21 protein-coding genes are annotated in these 18,331 nt (G+C 54.3%); 14 read left to right on the top strand and 7 right to left on the bottom strand.

Annotation, left to right across the window (positions count from 1 at the left end; translation table 11 throughout):
- Positions 1–23: 23 nt before the first annotated feature.
- Together thrC and L2W48_RS03155 are read right to left on the bottom strand one after the other, a co-directional pair.
- A complete protein-coding gene (thrC, locus tag L2W48_RS03160; protein ID WP_236099233.1) occupies positions 24–1,259 on the bottom strand; it encodes a threonine synthase in 1,236 nt (411 codons plus the stop codon).
- Positions 1,237–2,457, bottom strand: coding sequence for a M20/M25/M40 family metallo-hydrolase (locus L2W48_RS03155; protein ID WP_236099234.1), 1,221 nt, complete (start codon positions 2,455–2,457; stop codon positions 1,237–1,239). The genes thrC and L2W48_RS03155 overlap by 23 nt, the downstream gene beginning before the upstream one ends.
- A 156-nt stretch (positions 2,458–2,613) precedes the next feature.
- Between L2W48_RS03155 and L2W48_RS03150 the strand changes: the two genes are divergently transcribed.
- The 7 genes from L2W48_RS03150 to L2W48_RS03120 are packed head-to-tail and all read left to right on the top strand — an operon-like array spanning position 2,614 to position 7,215.
- On the top strand, positions 2,614–3,513 hold the full coding sequence (locus L2W48_RS03150) for a LysR family transcriptional regulator (RefSeq protein WP_236099235.1): 900 nt from the start codon (positions 2,614–2,616) through the stop codon (positions 3,511–3,513).
- Complete coding sequence (gene rsmG, locus L2W48_RS03145; RefSeq protein ID WP_236099236.1) at positions 3,510–4,226, top strand: 16S rRNA (guanine(527)-N(7))-methyltransferase RsmG; 717 nt, start codon at positions 3,510–3,512, stop codon at positions 4,224–4,226. The genes L2W48_RS03150 and rsmG overlap by 4 nt, the downstream gene beginning before the upstream one ends.
- Positions 4,223–4,996, top strand: coding sequence for a ParA family protein (locus L2W48_RS03140; RefSeq protein WP_236099237.1), 774 nt, complete (start codon positions 4,223–4,225; stop codon positions 4,994–4,996). The genes rsmG and L2W48_RS03140 overlap by 4 nt, the downstream gene beginning before the upstream one ends.
- Entirely contained in the window at positions 4,975–5,823 is an 849-nt protein-coding gene (locus tag L2W48_RS03135; RefSeq protein WP_236099238.1) for a ParB/RepB/Spo0J family partition protein, read from the top strand. Before L2W48_RS03140 ends, L2W48_RS03135 begins: the two co-directional genes overlap by 22 nt.
- 15 nt (positions 5,824–5,838) lie before the next feature.
- Complete coding sequence (locus L2W48_RS03130) at positions 5,839–6,075, top strand: hypothetical protein (protein ID WP_236099239.1); 237 nt, start codon at positions 5,839–5,841, stop codon at positions 6,073–6,075.
- A gap of 43 nt (positions 6,076–6,118) precedes the next feature.
- Positions 6,119–6,601, top strand: coding sequence for an HIT family protein (locus L2W48_RS03125; protein ID WP_236099240.1), 483 nt, complete (start codon positions 6,119–6,121; stop codon positions 6,599–6,601).
- Entirely contained in the window at positions 6,589–7,215 is a 627-nt protein-coding gene (locus tag L2W48_RS03120; RefSeq protein ID WP_236099241.1) for an IMPACT family protein, read from the top strand. The genes L2W48_RS03125 and L2W48_RS03120 overlap by 13 nt, the downstream gene beginning before the upstream one ends.
- A gap of 315 nt (positions 7,216–7,530) precedes the next feature.
- Here L2W48_RS03120 and L2W48_RS03115 read toward each other — a convergent pair whose 3' ends face one another.
- Positions 7,531–8,061 (bottom strand): nitroreductase family protein, encoded by a 531-nt coding sequence (locus tag L2W48_RS03115; RefSeq protein WP_236099242.1) that lies wholly within the window; start codon positions 8,059–8,061, stop codon positions 7,531–7,533.
- Between the two features lie 51 nt (positions 8,062–8,112).
- Here L2W48_RS03115 and L2W48_RS03110 point away from each other — a divergent pair, with 51 nt between their 5' ends.
- Together L2W48_RS03110 and L2W48_RS03105 are read left to right on the top strand one after the other, a co-directional pair.
- Positions 8,113–8,286: a hypothetical protein gene (locus L2W48_RS03110; RefSeq protein ID WP_236099243.1), complete on the top strand. Its 174-nt coding sequence runs from the start codon at positions 8,113–8,115 to the stop codon at positions 8,284–8,286.
- Positions 8,287–8,406: 120 nt separating this feature from the next.
- Positions 8,407–8,787: a tetratricopeptide repeat protein gene (locus tag L2W48_RS03105; RefSeq protein WP_005660088.1), complete on the top strand. Its 381-nt coding sequence runs from the start codon at positions 8,407–8,409 to the stop codon at positions 8,785–8,787.
- A gap of 123 nt (positions 8,788–8,910) precedes the next feature.
- On the opposite strand, the gene L2W48_RS03100 is transcribed toward L2W48_RS03105, so the two are convergent.
- Positions 8,911–9,111: a terminase small subunit gene (locus tag L2W48_RS03100; RefSeq protein WP_236099245.1), complete on the bottom strand. Its 201-nt coding sequence runs from the start codon at positions 9,109–9,111 to the stop codon at positions 8,911–8,913.
- Positions 9,112–9,203: 92 nt separating this feature from the next.
- Here L2W48_RS03100 and L2W48_RS03095 point away from each other — a divergent pair, with 92 nt between their 5' ends.
- Together L2W48_RS03095 and L2W48_RS03090 are read left to right on the top strand one after the other, a co-directional pair.
- On the top strand, positions 9,204–9,386 hold the full coding sequence (locus L2W48_RS03095) for a type II toxin-antitoxin system HicA family toxin (protein WP_236099246.1): 183 nt from the start codon (positions 9,204–9,206) through the stop codon (positions 9,384–9,386).
- A 28-nt stretch (positions 9,387–9,414) separates the two neighbouring features.
- Positions 9,415–9,813: a type II toxin-antitoxin system HicB family antitoxin gene (locus L2W48_RS03090; RefSeq protein ID WP_005660084.1), complete on the top strand. Its 399-nt coding sequence runs from the start codon at positions 9,415–9,417 to the stop codon at positions 9,811–9,813.
- Between the two features lie 260 nt (positions 9,814–10,073).
- On the opposite strand, the gene L2W48_RS03085 is transcribed toward L2W48_RS03090, so the two are convergent.
- The 3 genes from L2W48_RS03085 to L2W48_RS03075 all read right to left on the bottom strand — a co-directional run bounded on the left by L2W48_RS03085 (position 10,074) and on the right by L2W48_RS03075 (position 14,181).
- A complete protein-coding gene (locus tag L2W48_RS03085) occupies positions 10,074–11,525 on the bottom strand; it encodes a TrkH family potassium uptake protein (protein ID WP_236099247.1) in 1,452 nt (483 codons plus the stop codon).
- Positions 11,522–12,889, bottom strand: a complete 1,368-nt coding sequence (gene trkA / locus L2W48_RS03080; RefSeq protein WP_236099248.1) for a Trk system potassium transporter TrkA — start codon at positions 12,887–12,889, stop codon at positions 11,522–11,524. The genes L2W48_RS03085 and trkA overlap by 4 nt, the downstream gene beginning before the upstream one ends.
- A 131-nt stretch (positions 12,890–13,020) precedes the next feature.
- Entirely contained in the window at positions 13,021–14,181 is a 1,161-nt protein-coding gene (locus tag L2W48_RS03075; protein WP_236099249.1) for an aminotransferase class V-fold PLP-dependent enzyme, read from the bottom strand.
- A gap of 360 nt (positions 14,182–14,541) precedes the next feature.
- On the opposite strand from L2W48_RS03075, the gene dnaA reads away from it, so the two are divergent.
- The 3 genes from dnaA (at position 14,542) to recF (ending at position 18,327) form a co-directional block, all read left to right on the top strand.
- Entirely contained in the window at positions 14,542–15,864 is a 1,323-nt protein-coding gene (gene dnaA, locus L2W48_RS03070; protein ID WP_236099250.1) for a chromosomal replication initiator protein DnaA, read from the top strand.
- Between the two features lie 231 nt (positions 15,865–16,095).
- Positions 16,096–17,256 carry a DNA polymerase III subunit beta gene (gene dnaN / locus L2W48_RS03065; RefSeq protein WP_236099251.1) on the top strand — a complete coding sequence of 387 codons (1,161 nt, stop codon included), beginning with the start codon at positions 16,096–16,098 and terminating at the stop codon, positions 17,254–17,256.
- 6 nt (positions 17,257–17,262) lie between these two features.
- Positions 17,263–18,327 (top strand): DNA replication/repair protein RecF, encoded by a 1,065-nt coding sequence (gene recF, locus L2W48_RS03060; protein WP_236099252.1) that lies wholly within the window; start codon positions 17,263–17,265, stop codon positions 18,325–18,327.
- Positions 18,328–18,331: the final 4 nt, after the last annotated feature.

Raw genomic sequence — 18,331 nt, 5'->3', positions numbered from 1 at the left:
ACAAAATTTATTGAATTCCGTCTCTACCGTTTCAGCACCTTGAGGAGCGATTCCATCGACGGATCCACCGATGTAGGTGCCTCCACCGCTTTTCTGGCCGAAGCCGCGTCCTTTAGTCCGTTTCCCGTCACCACTATTGCCACAACCTCGTCCGATCCCAGCGTTCCCTGGTTCGCCATCTTTTTGAATCCGGCGAAGGACGTCACACCGGCCGGCTCTCCGAAGACCCCTGTAGCTCGGGCCAGTTCCGTCATGGCCTCCAGTATCTCCTGGTCCGACACTGTCACGGTGGTCCCTCCGCTGGACCTCACGGCGTTCAGCGCCTTGACCCAGTTTCTGGGAGCTCCCACCGATATGCTGTCCGCCACGGTATCGGCGGGACCAAAGGTCACCCTGTCCGCTCCGGACCGTACGGCATCGTGGACGGGACAGGCTCCCTCTGCCTGGACGCCTGTTATGGCGGGAATCCGGTCTATCAGGCCGATCCTCTTGAGGTCCAGGAATCCCTTGTAGAGGCTGCTTATTATGCAGCCGTCTCCGACGGAGGTTATAACCCTGTCCGGAACTTTCCAGCCCATCTGCTCGGCTATCTCCATGGCGCAGGTCTTCTTTCCCTCCACCAGATAGGGGTTAATGGCGCAATTTCTGTTGTACCAGCCCTCCGAATCTATGGCCTCTATGGCCAGGTTGACCGTCTCCTCGTAGTCTCCCCTGACGGAGAACACCCGGGATCCGTAGACCAGAAGCTGGGTTACCTTGGCCTCAGGTGCGGCCTCCGGAACGAAGATCACGCTTTTCAGCCCGGATACAGCCGCAAATCCCGACAGAGAGCTGGCGGCGTTGCCGGTGGAAGCGCAGGCCACCACGTCTCTTCCGAGCTCCTTCGCCATGGCGGTTGCGACGGCGCTTGCCCTGTCCTTGTAGGACGCCGTGGGGTTTCTTCCGTCGTCCTTCACCAGAAGGCGACCTACTCCGTACCTCTCGGCCAGGGCCCCGGAATCGTAGAGAGGGGTCCAACCCACCTGAAGTGCCGGAATAGTGTCGACGTCCGAAACCGGAAGCAGTGGGAGGTAGCGCCACAGGGACCTGTTCGGATCCCTCGCCAGAGACTCCGCGGTCATGGTCTCCCCGATTTCCTCGTAATCGTAGAGAACGTGCATGGTCCCGTCTATGCCGCAGTCGGGACAGGTGGTGAACTCCGGATCGGGGTCGTAGGTCTTTCCACAGATGGCGCACTCAAGCTTTACTGCCTTCCCCACCTGGGATCTCCTCCTTTCGAGCAAGAAACTTCTCGGCTATGGAGCCGTAGCATTTACAGCCGAGGGCCAGTTGATCCACCTCTATGTATTCGTCCACTACGTGGGCGAGCTCCCTCCTTGAGGGGCCGAAGACCACCGTGGGAACCGACATTTCTCCTCCATATATACATCCGTTCGTGCCGAAGCCGGATCTGTTCGAGAGAATCGGTTCCAACCCCGCCTCGGCGACGCCCTCCAGGACCAGTCCTACGAAGGGATGCTCCTCCTCGATCTCCCAGGCCGGAGCGAATCCCTCGGAGCTTATCATCGCCCCGGTGTAGCAGTGCCCGTCGCCTCCGTCCAGGAAGGCCCGAGCCTCCAGGCCCGGAATATCCCTCACGGCGGAGGAAATGGACGCCTTTATGTCTCTCATCACGGACTCGGCCGTCTCGCCGGGAAGGATCCTCCTGTCGAAGGTGGCTCGGCAACGGACTGGCATGGTAGTCCTTACGTCCACCGGATAGGAGTGAAGGCTAGTTAGGGTCAAGGTCGCCTCTCCGAAAAAGGGATCCACCTTTGGCACATAGTCCTCCTTCAGCCGGGAGACGAGTCGGACCATCATGTCAGCCGAGCTGTTGTCCCCCATGGAGCTGTGTTCCATACGGCCGAAGGTATCGACCGCTATGGAGGCCCTTCCCCTCTGTCCCCGTTCCACCGTCAGGTCCGACGGCTCTCCGGACACTACCCCGTCGGGGCTCACCCTATCGGCTACCAGTTTGGATGCGGCCCTCTCGAAACTCTCCTGGTGGACCATGGCGGCCATGACGGCCCTGCCGCAGAGGGACTCTCTCCTATCCTGCTTCAGCCAGGCCAGGGCCAGCACCATGGCGGCCAAGATGCCCTTCTGATCGGTGGCACCCCGACCGTAGATCCGGCCCGATTCGACCCAGCCTCCGAAGGGATAATGGCGCCATTCTCCCGGGTCTCCCGATTCGGCATGATCCATCTGGGCCTCTAAAAGCAAGGTGGGACCGGGCGAACCGAAGTCCACCGTGCCTATCAGGCTGCCGTAACCGTCGACCTGTACGGAGTCGTAACCCAGGGACACCATGACGGACCGCAAAAAGGCGGCGATCTCTCCTTCCTCTCCCGATGGGCTGGGATATCTAACCAGTCCCTGACAGAGTTGGACAAGATCGTCCCGTCTGGCTTCGTCCATGGACATCACCTCCTGTTACAGCATACACCGAGCGTTATAAGTATCAATAAAGAAAAAATAATCCAATCCATCAGGTTGTCCTATATATAAACCGTTCCGATCGAGATTGGAGTATTATTATAGGAAGAACCTATTCCCATCTGAGGAGGGACGGCAATGTCGCTACATCAACTTAGGACCTTCTGCACCCTGGTGGAGGAAGGATCCTTCACCAGGACAGCCGAAAGGCTATATCTGTCTCAGCCCTCGGTAAGCCAGCATATCGCGACTCTGGAAAAAGAGTACGACGTTATCCTTTTCAACAGGAGGGGGAGGAGCCTGTCCCTCACCCCCGAGGGAAACGCCCTCTACACCCTGGCGCTGGACGTCCTCCAGAGATCCGATTCCATCCCGGGGAAATTCAGGGAGATGCAGGCAATGAGATACGGTAAACTGGAGCTCGGGGTTTCCACCTACGTGGGGACGATGGTCCTTCCCTCTCTGGTGGCGGAGTTCAGAAACGAACATCCCGACGTGGCCATGACGGTACAGACCGGAAACGACCCGGACATCCAGGAGATGCTCCGAAGGGGAGATATAGAGATAGCCATTCTGGAGGGGAACGCCAGGACCTTCAACGACAAAGACCTTAAGACCTTCACAATAGGAGAGGACCACATAGTCCTTGTAGCGTCGAAAGACCATCCTCTCGCAGCTCTACCGTCGGTGACCCCCTCCCACCTGAACGAAGAACAGCTTATACTCTACGAGAAGGACTGTTCCCTCTGTCCCTTCGTACAGGAGTATCTGATGGAACAGAGGGTGGGCCAACACAGGGGCACCTTCGTCAACAGCAGGGACGTGGCCAGGGCCTTCGTCAAGGCCGGTGTGGGAGTCGCATTCATAAACCACGGTACGGTTGCGGAGGACCTGAAAAGGGGTGATCTGGTGTCCCTACCTATAGAAGGATTGGAGATGAAGAGAATAGACGTGGTATGTTTCTACAGACAGTCTACCGGACTGGGTTTCGCCGGCTGGGCCTTCAGGAGAATACTGGAAAAGAGGGCGACGCTATGAATTACGGCACGTCGGATCAGGTTCACGTAACGGTGGAGATTCCCCCTCTGGACGAGAGGGTCGAGGCTAAACTCAAGGCCTATTCGGAAATCCTGGCTCGATGGTCCTCCGACAAGGTCCGGCTAACGGGCCCGAAGGACGAGGATACCATCTGGAAAGATCACGTCAGAGACTCCCTTTTCGCCCTGGAACTTCTGCCCAAGACCGGCAGGCTAGTCGACGTGGGAACGGGAGGCGGACTTCCGGGACTTGCCTGGGCCATATGCCGCCCCGACCTGGAGATAACCCTTCTGGACAGCCAGAGCAAGAAGACCGGAGCGCTGGAATCCATAGTGTCCGAGTTGGAAATAGATAACGTCTCGGTCATATGGGGACGATCGGAACAGCTGGCCCTGGAGGAAAGGGAGGTCTACGACCTGGCGGCGGCGAGAGGGGTCAGCGAGGTCGGGATAGTGGCCGAGTACCTGTCTCCCCTCGTGAAGGTAGGAGGTACGGCTCTGTCCATAAAAGGTCCGGGATACCGGGAGGAACTAGCCAAGATAAAGGGGCAGTGGGATCTTCTGGGGCTGGACTATCCAAAGATATTCGACTACTCAAACGGAGAACGCCAGGGCTTCCTGCTGACGTTCCGAAAGAAATCCCACTGTCCGGAGGTCTACCCTAGACGGCCGGGCAAGGCGGAGAAAAAACCCTGGTGGGAGGCGAAAAGATGATCACCATAGCCGTAACGAACCAGAAAGGCGGAGTAGGAAAGACCACCTGCTGCGTCAACCTGTCGGCGGAGCTGGGAAGGCTGGGACACAGGGTATTGGTCGTTGACACCGATCCCCAGGGCAACTGCTCCAGCGGACTGGGACACGACAGGGAGAGCTCTCCCAAAAGCCTCTACGACATACTGATCGACGGCTCAGAGATACAGGACGTCGTCGTGGAGACCCCATGGGAAGGTGTCTCCCTCGTTCCAGCCAACATAAACCTGGCGGGAGCGGAGGTGGAGCTTTCCTCCGCCATAAGCAGGGAGTCCAGGTTGAAAGGGTCTTTATCCACCGTTGAGGACCTGTACGACATAGCCATCGTGGACTGTCCACCGTCGTTGGGTCTCCTGACGGTCAACGCCCTGGTGGCGGCGAAACGACTACTGATCCCCATTCAGTGCGAGTACTACGCTCTGGAGGGCGTCGGTCAACTGGCCAGGACGGTGGACCTGGTAAGACAGTACCTTAACCCGAACCTGAACATGGACGGGATCGTGCTTACCATGTTCGACAGCAGGACAAGGCTGGCCAACGACGTAGTAGCGGAGGTAAGAGAGGGATTTGGCGAAGCCGCTTTCGATACCCTCATACCCCGAAACGTCACACTGTCGGAGGCACCCAGCTACGGCAAACCCATAAGCTACTATCAGGAAAACTGCAAAGGAGCCCTGGCCTACAGGGAACTGGCAAGAGAGGTGGAAGGCCGATGGCTCAGAGAAGATCTTTAGGTAAGGGACTGGACGCGCTACTTCCGAAAGACGTAACCCCTTCTATACCCAAGACCCTCCCTGTCAAGGAACTCAAACCCAACCCGGATCAACCGAGGAAGGAGTTCGACGAAGAAGGGATAAGCGAACTGGCTGCCTCCATAAGGGTACACGGCATCCTGCAACCCCTGCTGGTCACGAAAAAAGACGGCGGATACATGATAGTCGCAGGAGAGAGACGCTGGAGGGCCGCCAAGGAGGCAGGAGTAAAGGAAGTCCCGGTTCACCTGTTCGACGGAGACGACGGAGCCATAATGGAGGTCTCCCTGGTGGAGAACGTACAGAGAGAGGATCTGTCACCGGTCGAGGTAGCCATGTCCCTCAAGGAACTGATGGATCGTTTTTCGCTGTCACAGGACAATCTGGCTGAGAAGGTCGGTTGGAGCCGTCCAGCGGTGGCTAACAAACTCAGACTGTTGAAGCTACCTACGGAGGTCTTAGGTCTGATATCTGAAGGGGCCCTTTCGGAGAGACACGGAAGAGCGCTTCTATCCCTGGAATCCGCCGAGTCGACGATAAAAATGGGAAAGGTCACGGCGGAGAAAGGCTGGACCGTTCGGGAACTGGAAAGAAAGATCGCCGAGTCTACCGAGGAGTTTTCCAAGGAGAAGAGAAAAAAAAGAACCCCCTCCTGGGGAAATGACCTGTCTTCCTACGACATCGGAGTGTCTATGACCGGACGAGGCAACAAAATGAAGCTCATTCTATCGGGACTGAGCAAAGACCAGATAGAGCGGATAGGCGAGATATTATCCCGAGAAAGCGACCGGTTATTCCCCGGGAAATAAAGGAGGCTCTTCTCCATGGGACAGAAAATAGACCTAAACGACCTGGTCGTCTTCGGTAAGATAGTCTCTCTGGCGTTGTTGTTCGGAGGATATGTGCTCATGGGACTCTATTTAGGAAGATATCTGCTGAGACAGGGATACCCCGACTGGACTCTATCCGCCTGCACTATCGGGGGGACCGTTATCGGCATCCTCCACGGGATCTACGGCGTAAGGGATGTACTGAACAAGAGAGACGGGAAAAAAGGCTAGATATTTCCCGGGAAATATCTAGCGATCAGGAGGACCTACTATTATGAAGAAGATATTCGCACCCTGGCGTGCCGCCTATATCCAGAGCGTAGAAAAACCCTCGGGATGTATATTCTGCGTTTTTCCAGCACGGGAAGACGACGAGGATAACCTTATCCTCTTTAGAGGGGAGAACTGCTTCGTTATACTTAACAGGTATCCATACAACTCCGGTCATTTAATGGTGGTTCCATACAGACATACAGCCGAATACGGATCCCTGAATCCTGGAGAGGTGGCGGAGATGCACCGTCTGACCTCCATCTCTATGGACGTGATAAAGAGGACCATGAACCCCGAGGGTTTCAACCTTGGCATAAACATAGGCAAGGTTGCCGGTGCGGGAGTCGCCGATCACGTACATATGCACGTGGTTCCGAGGTGGAACGGGGATACCAACTTCATGCCTGTGATGGGAGACGTAAGGGTGGTACCCCAGTCACTGGAGGAGACCTACAGGATTTTCAAAGAAGCATGGCCCGACTAGAGGACAGATACGCCAGGATAATAAAAGAAGGACGGTTCTCCCTGAAGGAGAGGAGATCGGAGTTCATAGCTACGGCGGTGCCGGCCAAGACGGTGGAAGAAGCCAAGGAGGCTATAGAGTCTATATCGAAGAGGTACTCCGACGCGAGACATAACTGCTGGGCCTACAGGGTCGGGTTTCCAAAAACGACGGAACATTGTTCCGACGACGGCGAGCCATCCGGATCGGCTGGACGCCCTATATTGGGGGCGGTAATAAAAGCGGACCTCTACGATCTGGCCATAGTGGTGACCAGATATTTCGGCGGGGTGAAACTGGGGGTCAGAGGTCTGATAGACGCCTACTCCGCCTCCGCCCATGGAGTCCTGGAGATCTGTCCCAAAGAGGAGAGGACCGTCACAGCACCTCTGGGTTTCACCGTAGGATACGAAAACTACGGAGACTGTCTTCACCATCTGACAGCTCTTGGAATACCGGAGGAAAACGTGGCGCCGTCCTTCGGGGAGAAGGTCTCGGTAAAGGTGGAAGTTCCTATCTCACTGTTGGAGAGTGCGGAGGAGACCATGGAGGACCTAAGACTCAGAGGGATAATAAAAGGATGGGAGAGCCTTTGAGGTCCTCCCATCCTTTTTTAGGACACCTCTAAAAACGCACTTCCGAGTTTCCTCGGAGAGGTCGTTTCGGCTCCGCCCTGTCTCGCCCGAACGTATTCCCGACCTGCCTGTTTCGTACGAATCGCCTCAGAGGGCACGTCCTGTGCCCCCTCGGCTTGGGGCGACGTCCTGTCGCCCCATCCGTACTACACGACGGCCGGTCGGGAATACGGGCTCGAACGGGCTCTGCCGAAACGACCTCTCCGAGGAGTGTTTTTTATAGATGCCTTTAGTCAAATAAGATCAATATCTTCGTCACCCTATATCTTACAAAAATCAGGCCTTGAAGTCTCCCCATCTGCCGTATCTGACCACGGAGCTGTCGACTCCCTCCCTGGCCGGAACGGACTCGGCACCGTAGCCGAAGACCCCTATTCCCTGGACCTCCACGTGGGAGGGAACCTCTAGAACCGACCGGACCTGCCCTTCCTTGGGATCTCTTCTATAGACCCCGAACCAAAAGGAAGCGAGATCGAGCGAGGTGGCCTCTATCAGCATATTCTCCAGGGCTGCGGAGCAGTCCTCCAGCCATCCCAGGCTTCCATCGGGATAATCGGACAGATCGGCACAGACCGCCACGGCGAAATCGCACTCCTTGAAGGGTTTACCCTGAGACAGGACGTTTCCGAGATCGTCCAGTATCTCTCTGTCGTCCAGCACCAGAAACCTGACGGGTCTCAAATTTTTAGCACTGGGTGCCGAGGTTGCTGCGGCTATCACCGCATCCTTCTTCCAGCTTTCAACCGGCTTATCCCTGTCGAAAGCCCTGACGCTCCTGCGAGACAGCATAACTTTAAGCATATCCATGGATATCACGTCCTTTCGAGATCATTTTCCAGGAAAGGAGGTCTCGACGCAATGACACACGACCAAGAGGGGATTTTCCTCAGAAGGATCGGCTCCACCGACCTGCTCTACCTTCTGGACGAAATATCCGGCCGAACCGATCAGGCCTCCATGGCTCTAACCGAGGCGGTGAGGGAGGAGTTAAAACGCCGAGACGGTATAGGGTTGAACAACAGAAAAACATAAAATCAAACAAAACGAGTTTCACTTATCTTTCTTTTTCTCTCTCTATTGCATTCGCCGAAAGGAGATGTATAATCCGAGCTGTAAAAGATCCTAAATACGTCTCCAAAAGAGGTGTTTTCTGTGAATATGTTCAAGGCTGTGTTTTTGATTTTTGCGTTGTTCTCTCTCTGTGTTATAGCCCCTGGTTGGGTAGGCGCCGTGGACTCCCAGGAATTTCAGTCGATCCACAAACTTGCGAAACAGGGCGATTCGGAGGCTCAGAGGGTGCTTGGAGAGGCCTATGCCGCCGGTTATCTGGTTACCGCCGACAGGGACCAGGCACTCAAGTGGCTGAGCCTATCGGCCTATCAGGGCAACGCCACCGCTCAGATGAGTCTGGCCTCTCTCTATGCCAAAATGGGGCAAAAGGATAAGGCGGAACATTGGCTGGAGACAGCTAAGAGAAACGGCTGCATAGGTGCAGCCAGATCGGTATCGGAGATGGGGCTCAACAGCCTGTAGTTTCCTAAAACCGTTATGTTTCCCGGGAAACATAAAAACGAAGGAGGAACCCCAAAACTGGGGTTCCTCCTTCGTTTTTATGTCGGAGATCTCGTTTCGACGAAGCCCGTTCGAGCCAGTCTTTTAGACCTCTACGAGGATCAGCCTCAGAGATCCTCCGGTCTGGATTGTCGTCTCTGCAACCTCAGCCACTATTGCCGCTTGGTCGAACGTCAGCTCGAAACTAGAACATAAATGCACACCACCAGGTCCCCATTCCATGACGTCATGGGGATTACCGAAGGCTATTAGGGCTAACTCTTCTACCACCTGGTCCTGCGTCACCTCCACCCGCTCCCGGCGGTCGCCTCCAATAACCTAAAAAATTGACGCGCATAATAATGCGCATTATAATAACGATGTCAGGGGGAAAAGTGATGAAGTCCAGCGAAATAATCAAGATTCTTGAAAATGACGGCTGGTACTGGATCAAGACAGTCGGTAGCCACCATCATTTCAAGCATCCGACAAAGCCGGGGAAGACAACTGTAAAGCATCCCCAAAAGGACGTTCCACCCAAGACATTCAATAGCATCATGAAACAGGCGGGGCTCAAGTAACCCCGCCTCAGAAAGGAGACGACTTCTTATGAAAAAGGATGTTCGCATATATCCAGCGCTGCTCTCTGAAGACGGTAAGTATGTCTGTGTCCGCTTTCCAGACCTTCCAGGCTGTAATACTTTCGGTAAGGACTACGCTGACGCTATCGCCAGCGCAAAAGACGCTTTAGGAGGTCATTTGCTCTGCATGGAAGATGATAACGACTCCATTCCAACCCCCTCTCCGGTCAACAAGCTGCAACCAGAAGAAGACGAAGTTGCCGTTCTAATCGATGTGCGGATGGATATCCTTCGTAAAGAGGAGACAAAAAAATCCGTAAGCAAGAACGTAACGATACCGGCCTGGCTTAATGAGATGGCCATAGAGAATAAAATTAATTTTTCCAGCACCCTCCAGGAGGCCCTCAGGGAGAGACTAGGAGTGTAAAAAAAGCCCCAGCACACGCCAGAGTCTCTATTGAGTAGCGTCGAGCCTGTACTGGGGAAGGCAGAACGATATTTCAATCGTATCAGGTATGGGGCTCAACAGCCTGTAGTTTCCTAAAAATCGGGATGTTTCCCGGGAAACATAAAAACGAAAGAGGGGACCCGAATCTGGGTCTCCTCCTTCGTTTTTATGTCGGAGATCTCGTTTCGATAGAGCCCGTTCTAGCCCGTATTTCCGAAATTGCCATCGTGTAGTGCCGTCTATCTCTTCCAAGTACCGGGGAAAAAGAGCATCACTACCGTGAATATCTCTAGCCTACCTAGCAACATACAGAGAGAGAGAAGCCATTTGCCCGGAGCACAGATCCAGTGGTAGTTTTGGGTAGGACCTACCATTCCCAGACCGGGACCGATGTTGCCGAGTGTGGCGGCGACGCTGGATATAGCTGCCGTAAGGTCCAACCCCATGGCGGCCATCGCCAGGGTCGCCAGAGCGAAGAGCACGATATAGAGGATAAAGAAGGCCGTAACCGAGGTTATGACGTCGTTCCTGAGCACCGTCCCGTTGAGCCGGATCTTTATCACCTGTCTGGGATGGAGAAGCCTTTTTATCTCCATGCCCACCCTCCGCAGAATGACCATTATCCTGACGTTCTTCATTCCACCTCCGGTGGAACCGGCACAGCCCCCTACGAACATCAGAAGGAGCAGAAGAAAACGACAGTATTGAGGCCATAAATCGAAGTCCGCCGTGGCGTAACCGGTTGTGGTTACTATGCTGACCACCTGAAAGGCCGCGTCCCTCAAGGCCTTCTCCGCCGAGGAGTATCCCCCAAAGACCAGGAGAGAGAGGGTTATCGTAACGGTTGAGAACAGAATAACCTTGGTGTAGAACCGAAATTCCTCGTCCCTCCACAGGCTGAGGGGCTTTCCTCTAAGAGCCATGTAATGCAAGGTGAAGTTGGCACCGGCAAGAAACATGAAGACCGTTATGACCCAGTCGAAATAGGGCTTTCCGTACTGTCCTATGCTGCCGTTGAGAGGGGAAAATCCTCCAGTCGCCATGGTCCCGAAGGTGTGGGTCAGAGACTCGAACAGGTCCATTCCGCCGAACGCCAGGGCCAGCACCTCGGCGCCGGACAGAAGGACGTAGACCCCCCAGAGGAGCACGGCCGTCTGCTGAACCCTGGGGGTGAGCTTCTCCGGGGTGGGACCGGGAACCTCTGCCTTGAAGAGCTGCATTCCCCCTACCCCTATGAAGGGAAGGATGGCCAGACTCAAAACTATGATCCCCATTCCACCCAGCCAATGGGTCAGACTGCGCCAAAACAAGATCCCTCTTGGATTTGACTGTATGTCGGTCAAAATGGACGCTCCCGTGGTGGAAAAACCGGACATGGCCTCGAAGAAACCGTCCGTGTAGGTCTCAACCGACCCGGCAAGGTAGAAAGGCAAGGCCCCTATGGCCGAGGCCAAAACCCAGGAAAGGGTGACCACCGCGAAGGCCTCCCTTATTCCCAGCTCCTGGTAGTCCTCTCCTCTTCCCGCCAGGTAGAGGGCCGCTCCCGATATAAATCCTACAGCTATGGCGGCAAGAAACGCCCTGATATCGTTGGAACCGTCCTTCAGACTCCAGTAGAGAGGCCAAGTCATGGAGAGGGACACTATGGCACAGAGCAGCCCCAGCACCCTGGATACCAGACGAAATCTCATTTCTGTATCCCCAGAATCCTGAGAGCCCTGGGCAGAAGGTCTCCTGTGGCAAAGATGGATACGGTATCCTCTCCTTTTATGACCATGTCCCCTCTGGGAAGTATGATATTTCCCTTCCGGTTGACCATGGCGAAGAGAACTCCCTTTGGAAGCCCTACGTCCATGAGCTTTTTACCCACCACTGGGCTGTCCTTCGGAATGGTAACCTCCAGCATCTCCGCCCCTATTCTATCTATAAGGGACAAAGATCCCGCCGTCTCCGGATATCTTACGTGACGGAGTATCAAGGAAGCCAGCGATTCGTTGGGATTCACCACCGAGTCGATAGGCATATCCTCGGCCAACCTTGAGTAGAGTTCCTTGTGGACCACCGCCACGGTCTTTCTGGCCTTCATCCTGTCGGCCAGAACGGTCAGTATCATGTTGAGCTCGTCCGAGTCGGTGGTGGCGACGAATCCGTCGATATCCTCTATCCCCTCGTGGAGAAGCAGTCTCTCGTCCGTTCCGTCTCCGAAAAGGACCGTCACCCTGGGCATCTCCCCGGCCAGCTTGTCGCATTTCTCCCTGTTCTTGTCCAGTATCTTTACGTCTATGCCGGGATATCTCCTGACCAGCCTCCTGGCCAGATGAGCTCCAAGTTTTCCTCCGCCTACTATCATCACCCTGCGAAGGCCTTTGCCGCTGGAGGGATGAAACAGCTCCTGGAGGTGAAATACCCTGTCCTTGAAGGAGACCATGAAACACAGATCACCCTCCATTGCCACCCAGTCACCGGAGGGTACGAATCCCTTGTTTCCCCTCTCGACGTAAACCATCACCGCCGACAGATTGGGGTATTCCTGCCCCACTTCGCTTAGGGTCATTCCAACTATGGGAGAGTCGGATCCGACCCTGAAGGCATAGGACCCGGCCTTTCCGTCGAACAACTCCGTGGCGTGCACCGCGGCGCTGACCGCCAGAAGATCGTCTATGTCCCTGGCGACGGACCTTTCCGGAGAGTTCATGACATCTATGCCGAGGAAAGTGGCCCACTGAGGTGTATCGGTATACTCCATCCCTCTGGCCCTGGAGATGACCCTTTTGACACCGCATCTCTTGCCCACCCAGCAGGCCATTATATTTACCTCGTCCCTGTCGGTGCAGGCCACGATAAAATCTACGTCGCATCCCGACTTTATACCAGCCTGTTCCAACACAGGCGGACGGGATCCGTTGCCTATAACCACCGACACGTCCAGCTCGTTCTCCACCTTGGATCCGACCTCGAGATCTCTTTCCACGACCACTATGTCGTGCCCCTCCAGCGATAGGCTTCTCGCTATGGAATAGCCTACGTTTCCGGCTCCTACTATCACTACTTTCATGACGGCCTCCAAGACAAACGTTTTATAGAACAACCTCTCGCACAACGTATGTCACTTTATAGTAGGAGTGAGGAAAAAGCAAACCCGGTGGATATCCACCGGGTTTACCGTCATAATCGCCTATACCTCACTCATCTATCCACCAGTCGGCTCAGCTGGTTCAGGGTGGAATCCACATCCTCCTCGGTGTTGAAATAGCCGACGCTCAACCTCAGGGCTCCCTGTGGAAAACTCCCCAATGTCTTATGGGCGAGAGGAGCGCAGTGGAGCCCAGGTCTTGTCTCTATCCCCAGATCTGCCAGCTCTCCCGCCAGGGTACCGTTGTCCACACAATCGAAGTTGACTGCGAACACAGGAAGCCTGTTTTCCATATCGGAAGGACCGTGAAACTCTATTCCCTTCATGTGGACAAGTCCCTTGAGAAGCCTCTCTCCGAGCTCCTTCTCCCTGCTGTGGATAGTCTCGATTCCCGTCTCCTCTATCCACCTAGCGGCGGCCAGAAGCCCGGCTATGGCAGGTAGGTTTGGGGTTCCCGCCTCGAATTTATCGGGCATCCTCGTTGGTTGGTACTCCTCGTCGGAAAAGCTTCCGGTACCTCCCTCCACGAAGGGAGAACATTTTTCTGCGAAGGAGGGTTCCCAGACTATGCCACCTATTCCCTGAGGTCCCATCAGTCCCTTATGGCCGGTGAAACACAGGGCGGCAAGACCCAGATCGGACGCCGATATGTGGATAACTCCAGCGGTCTGGGCCGTATCGAGGACGAAGGGAACGCCTTTATCTTTGCATATTTTCCCCACCGACTTAACGTCCTGGATAACCCCACATAAATTGCTTCCATGAGCTATAACCACCATATCTATGGTCTTGCTTTCAATCAACAGTTCCAGAGACCTTGGATCCAGTCTTCCTCGATCATCACATTTAATTATATCCAAATTAACACCTTTTTTTTCCAGGGCCCTGAGAGGACGGATCACCGCGTTATGCTCCATCGAAGTAGTGGCCACGGTCATCCCCGGACGCAGATATCCCTTCAGGACGACGTTCAACGATTCGGTTACGTTGGAGGTGAAGGTGACGTATCTGGGATCGCAGTCACGATATCCACAAAACAGATCCGCCAAGGCCTCTCTGCACTCCATGACCATATCCAGTGTATCCACATCCCTCTTCGCCGCAGCCCCTCTGGCCAGGTTAGCCCCTCTGCCTGTCATAAAATCAAAAACGGCCCTGGGAACGCATTCCGGTTTCGGCCAACTTGTAGCCGCGTTATTCACATATACGGACATAACGATACCTCTTCTCATAATAAGTATTACTATATATTATTCACAAAAAAGAGCACCTGTAAAGAGATTTTCTAGGCCATCCACTATACACATGAAAGTCCGGTCCTGTTGTATCATAGGGTGCTTGTCCCCTGGATTCACCGTCACAGGTTATCCACTAAAGTGGACAACCTGTGGATAACCTGCGGAGCCCCATGGAATGTGGATCTGGAGGATTGGTCAAATTGAGTGGATAACTATCCACAATCTGTAACGTCACTGAAACAGCCACTTCTCTTTTTTCACAGGCTGTTGTAGGATAACTGTGGATATGTGGATAACTTTTGTGGACGAAAATATGACCCTTCAGAGGTGAATTTTGTGAAAGACGTGGAAAAACTATGGCAAGACATCGTGGCGGCATCTACGCCTAAACTTCCGGACGGAACGGTAGACGTGTGGCTGAAGACCTGCGTTCCCCTATCCATGGAGGACGAGGTTATTTTACTGGACGTGGCCAACGATTTTATAAAGGTGCAGATCCAGAACCGTTTCCAGAAAATACTGGAAGACACCATGAAGGATCTAGGTTACGGAAAGGGCCTGAAGCTGAACGTCGGGACCGGAGATAACAGAAAGGAACAGGAGAGAGCGGAGAGGACCATAAAGCCCGAATCCCAGGGAAAGGTGAGCGGACTTAACCCGAACTACCTATTTTCCTCCTTCGTCGTGGGCAAATCCAACAGGCTGGCCCACGCCGCTAGTCTGGCCGTGGCCGAGAGCCCTGGAGCCGCCTACAACCCCCTGTTCATATGGGGAGGGGTGGGACTGGGTAAGACCCATCTTATGCACGCTATAGGGCACCATGCCCTTCAAAACGACAGAAATCTCAAGGTAGGCTACGTCAGCTCGGAGAAGTTCACCAACGAGCTCATAACGAGCATAAAGAACAACAGAACTGCCGAGTTCAGGGCCAGATACAGGACCATGGACCTCCTGCTGATAGACGATATACAGTTTCTCGCCGGAAAGGAAAGCACCCAGGAGGAGTTTTTCCACACCTTCAACAGCCTCCACGACGGAAAGAAACAGATCGTTCTGAGCTCGGACAGGCCTCCCAAGGACATAAAATCCATCGAGGACAGATTGGTCAGCCGTTTCGAATGGGGATTGGTGACGGACATTCAGTCGCCTGACTACGAGACCAGAATAGCCATACTTACCAAGAAGGCCGAGTTCAGGAACTACCCCATGCCGGAGGACGTCATAAACTACCTGGCCCAGAACGTACCGAGCAACATAAGGGAGCTGGAGGGGGCCCTCAACAGGGTTATAGCCTGTGCGGAGCTCAACAGCGAGCCCGTCACGGTGGAAAACACCTCGGAATGGCTCAAGGACATAGTGAGACACACCTCCAAGGGTCCGGTGAGCATAAACCTCATACAGCAGATAGTGGCGGAGGAATGCTCCTTCACCGTGGAGGATCTCACCAGCAGCAAGAGGACCTCGGAGATAGCCTTGGCGAGACAGATAGCCATGTTCGTATGCAGAAAACACACCGAGAGCAGTCTTCAGCAGATAGGATCGGCCTTCAACAAAAAGGACCATACTACGGTTCTCCACGCTCAGAAGAAGATAGAACAGCTTCTTCTGGACAATGCCAGGGTGAAAGGAATTGTGGATAACGTTGAGTCTAAGCTGTGAAATCACCGAGGGTCTCGATGTGGATAACTATGCCTTTTCACTTATTCACAAAATTCTTGTGGATAGTGTGAATAACGATCCTCCGGTCCGACACATACTTATCCACGGTGGATAACTCACAGCTGCAAGGGATCAGGAGGGATATCCACATATACACAGCCCATACTACGACGACTGCTTATAACTAAATAATAAAGACCATAGAAGAACACAGAGGGAGGACTATCCACGATGAAGCTCACTATAGATAAAACCGCCTTCATGAAGAGCTGGAACATAGCGGAAAGGGTCGCTGCACAGAAGAGCACCCTAAGCGTGTTATCCGGAATACTCTGTACGGCTGAAAACGGAAATGTAACTCTACAGGCAACCGATCTAAAAACCTCCGTCAAGGTTAAATCAGAGGGAATAACTGTAGACGAACCGGGAAAAGCGGTCCTTCCCGTAAAGGTAGTTGGAGAGCTTTTCAAGAAAGCTCCTACCTCCATATTTACGGTAGAGGTAGCGGAGGGAGGTACGGGAATCCTTCTCTCCGGTAGAAACAGATATCGTTTCACCACCTACCCGGCCGACGACTTTCCTCCCCTTCCCTCTCCGGAGGGAACGTCTCCTTTCTGCATTTTGGCGAAAGACGAACTTCATAGGATCCTTGACGAAGGAGGAATAGCTGGAAGCATGGGAGAGGAATTCCCCAAATACCTGGGAGCGGAGCTTCTTCAGGTCAAATCCGGCGAATGTCACTGCGTATCCACCGACGGCAGAAGACTCTCTCTTTCCAAGGCCTATGTAGACAAGGAAAGCCCGGAACAGGACATGTTGCTGCCTCTGGCATCGGTAAGAGAGTTTCTGAGGATACTCTCCGGACTCGGTGAGGACCTTCAGGTGAACGTATCGGTAGACGGAGCTCTCGGCTATTTCCATATGGACTCTCTGGATTTCTCGGTGAGAAGGGTGGATTCGTCCTTTCCCAACTACGAGAGGATACTGAGTCCTAACACGACCACGACACTCGACGTGGATAGGTCTCAGTTCATATCGGCCCTGGAGAGGGTCGACGTGGTGGTCAGGGACCATAGCCGGATGGTGGTACTGATACTCTCTCCAGGAGGAGACCTGAAACTATCCGGAAGGGCTCCCGAGATAGGCGAGGCCACCGAGATAGTGGACGGAATAATAAAGGGCGAGTCCCTCAAGGTAGCCTTCAACGTAGGGTTCCTAATAGACGGACTGAAGGCTTTTCACGGCGACAAGGTCTCCCTTTCCTTCAACGGCCAGGAGGGACAGATGATGATGCTCAGGCCCAACGAAAGCGATTTTCTCTACATGCTTATGCCCATAAAACTCAAGAGCGCCGATCTGGACGGTCTGGACGACGGCGGAGACGACCTATAGGACATCGTGTTTTTCTCCGAAAGCGGAACCAGAAACTTCAGAAATCTTGAGACCGGAAGGATAAAGTGGGATAGAAAGCTAAACCTTCTGATAGGTCCAAACGGAGCGGGCAAGACCAATATTCTCGAGAGCCTTCACATACTCACAGGATGGGGACCGTTCAAGTCTCTAAGGAAATCGCCTCTTCTGAACTGGGACTCGGACGAGTCCAGAGGATTCCTGGAGGGGACCTTCGAAGGCGAGGAGGATGTTCTGGTTCAATCCTCGGTCACGTCTCGATGTGCCATGAAATGCGACGGAAAGAGAAGCAACTGCGCCTCAATAAGGTTCAGGGTTCCAGCTCTGGCCTTTCTGCCAGGAGATCTGGCCCTCATCGAAGGAGGACCGTCGGTCAGGAGGCGGTTTTTAGATGTCCTCTGCGCCCTTCTCTACCCGATCTACGCACTGAAACTGACCGAGTACAGACGGGCGGTAAGACACAAGAGGGCCCTTCTGTCCGAGGGAAGAAGCACCGAGCTTATCGACTCGGTAATGGCTCCTATGGCGGAGTGGATATGGACCTGCAGGGAAAAGGCATCCCTGGCCGTGACGATGGGACTGGAGAGCTTCTCCGACCTCCTTCCGGGACCGATAGAGCTGGCCCTTTCCAGAGGGGGAATCGGCCTCGCCGGGAATAATCCCATAGGATACATCGAGGGAGTCCGGTCCAGAAGACGGGCCGAGATCGGATCGGGACGGCCTCTGGTGGGACCTCACAGGGACGATCTGACCATAGACGCATCCGGGATGGAGGCATCCTCCAGGTTCAGCAGAGGCCAGAGAAGACGGACATCCCTTGCGATGGTGATGGCGGCGGGATGGGCGGTGGAGAGAAAGCTGCGGCGGTCCCCTATCCTTTTGCTGGACGAGGTGGCCTCGGAGCTGGATCAATCCGGCAGGGAGATAACGGTCGAGACCCTGGTCTCCTCGGGATGGCAGATATTCGCAGCCACCGCAGAGGACGACCTGATTCGTTGGCCCGGATCCCTATGGACCGTTAGAGAAGGACGTATAACCAGACGGGAGGAATGAAAAT

The sequence above is a fragment of the Dethiosulfovibrio russensis genome (genome assembly GCF_021568855.1).
Classification (GTDB): domain Bacteria; phylum Synergistota; class Synergistia; order Synergistales; family Dethiosulfovibrionaceae; genus Dethiosulfovibrio; species Dethiosulfovibrio russensis.
Note: the sequence above shows the minus strand (reverse complement) of the source record. Positions and strands in the feature narration are given on the sequence as shown.

Bases quoted from the DNA above. Each gene is read 5' to 3' on its own strand.
- L2W48_RS03090 (WP_005660084.1), top strand. From the start codon at position 9,415: ATGAAAAAGGATGTTCGCATATATCCAGCGCTGCTCTCTGAAGACGGT.
- L2W48_RS03125 (WP_236099240.1), top strand. From the start codon at position 6,119: ATGAAGAAGATATTCGCACCCTGGCGTGCCGCCTATATCCAGAGCGTA.
- L2W48_RS03135 (WP_236099238.1), top strand. From the start codon at position 4,975: ATGGCTCAGAGAAGATCTTTAGGTAAGGGACTGGACGCGCTACTTCCG.
- L2W48_RS03085 (WP_236099247.1), bottom strand. From the start codon at position 11,525: ATGAGATTTCGTCTGGTATCCAGGGTGCTGGGGCTGCTCTGTGCCATA.
- L2W48_RS03155 (WP_236099234.1), bottom strand. From the start codon at position 2,457: ATGGACGAAGCCAGACGGGACGATCTTGTCCAACTCTGTCAGGGACTG.
- L2W48_RS03120 (WP_236099241.1), top strand. From the start codon at position 6,589: ATGGCCCGACTAGAGGACAGATACGCCAGGATAATAAAAGAAGGACGG.
- trkA (WP_236099248.1), bottom strand. From the start codon at position 12,889: ATGAAAGTAGTGATAGTAGGAGCCGGAAACGTAGGCTATTCCATAGCG.
- dnaN (WP_236099251.1), top strand. From the start codon at position 16,096: ATGAAGCTCACTATAGATAAAACCGCCTTCATGAAGAGCTGGAACATA.
- rsmG (WP_236099236.1), top strand. From the start codon at position 3,510: ATGAATTACGGCACGTCGGATCAGGTTCACGTAACGGTGGAGATTCCC.
- L2W48_RS03150 (WP_236099235.1), top strand. From the start codon at position 2,614: ATGTCGCTACATCAACTTAGGACCTTCTGCACCCTGGTGGAGGAAGGA.
- L2W48_RS03140 (WP_236099237.1), top strand. From the start codon at position 4,223: ATGATCACCATAGCCGTAACGAACCAGAAAGGCGGAGTAGGAAAGACC.
- L2W48_RS03075 (WP_236099249.1), bottom strand. From the start codon at position 14,181: ATGTCCGTATATGTGAATAACGCGGCTACAAGTTGGCCGAAACCGGAA.
- L2W48_RS03130 (WP_236099239.1), top strand. From the start codon at position 5,839: ATGGGACAGAAAATAGACCTAAACGACCTGGTCGTCTTCGGTAAGATA.
- L2W48_RS03095 (WP_236099246.1), top strand. From the start codon at position 9,204: ATGAAGTCCAGCGAAATAATCAAGATTCTTGAAAATGACGGCTGGTAC.
- L2W48_RS03115 (WP_236099242.1), bottom strand. From the start codon at position 8,061: ATGGATATGCTTAAAGTTATGCTGTCTCGCAGGAGCGTCAGGGCTTTC.
- L2W48_RS03110 (WP_236099243.1), top strand. From the start codon at position 8,113: ATGACACACGACCAAGAGGGGATTTTCCTCAGAAGGATCGGCTCCACC.